The sequence below is a fragment of the Neobacillus paridis genome (assembly GCF_016765675.1).
GTDB lineage: Bacteria > Bacillota > Bacilli > Bacillales > Cytobacillaceae > Neobacillus > Neobacillus paridis.
In genome coordinates this window covers 1-616 of the sequence record NZ_JAESWB010000110.1, presented here as the reverse complement: position 1 = coordinate 616, position 616 = coordinate 1, and the positions used below count along the sequence as shown (strand labels likewise).

Genomic DNA, 616 nt, shown 5'->3' with positions numbered 1-616 from the left:
CGTTCCAGGCACAGGCTGGTGAAGCAGTTGAGCACCGGGTCGCGCGCGCCGATCAGGGCTTCGGTGTCGGCCAGCACATCCAGCGCGCTGACGTCCCCTGCCCGGATCTGCGCGGCGATGTCGAGCGCGCGCCTCATGGCAGGAACACCGGCGCCGGCTCCAGCGCGAATGGCAGCTCGTCCTGCATCAGCACCGCGGCAATCGCAGCAATGCCCTCGAAGGCCGCGGCAACGCCGGCTTCCTGGGCCTGGCTCAGCTGATAGCCCTGCAACCGCAGGGCCTGCGCCACATAGGCGGCGAGATCGTCATCCATGATGGCTTTCCTTTCAGCGCCGCACTTCACGCTGGAAAATCTCCAGGCTCTTCTTCTTGGTCGCGATGAAGCCTGCGCCCGACAGGGTTTCGACCGTGCGCGGCCGCGGGTCGTCATAGCGCAGGATCTCGGCGACGCGGGTCGGCCGCTTGGTTAGCAGCAGCACCTGGTCGGCCAGGTACACCGCCTCTTCCAGGTCGTGCGACACCAGCACCATGGTGGTGCCGGTCTGCATGAAGACTTCCTGCAGCTTCTCGCGGATGAACAGCGTCATCTCGAAGTCCAGCGCCGAGAACGGTTCGT

Annotated in this window: 1 protein-coding gene and 1 pseudogene; both read right to left on the bottom strand. The window is 65.9% G+C overall.

Going from position 1 to position 616, the window contains the following annotated elements:
• Window positions 1-133: 133 nt before the first annotated feature.
• The gene (locus JK635_RS28120) at window positions 134-313 is read right to left on the bottom strand and encodes a DUF4089 domain-containing protein (RefSeq protein WP_202653132.1); all 180 of its coding nucleotides are present in this window, start codon (window positions 311-313) and stop codon (window positions 134-136) included.
• A gap of 13 nt (window positions 314-326) precedes the next feature.
• A pseudogene (locus tag JK635_RS28115) lies at window positions 327-616 on the bottom strand (ABC transporter ATP-binding protein); the annotation flags it as partial.

Excerpts from the sequence above, each read along its gene's own strand:
- JK635_RS28120 (WP_202653132.1), bottom strand. The coding sequence starts at position 313 with ATGGATGACGATCTCGCCGCCTATGTGGCGCAGGCCCTGCGGTTGCAG.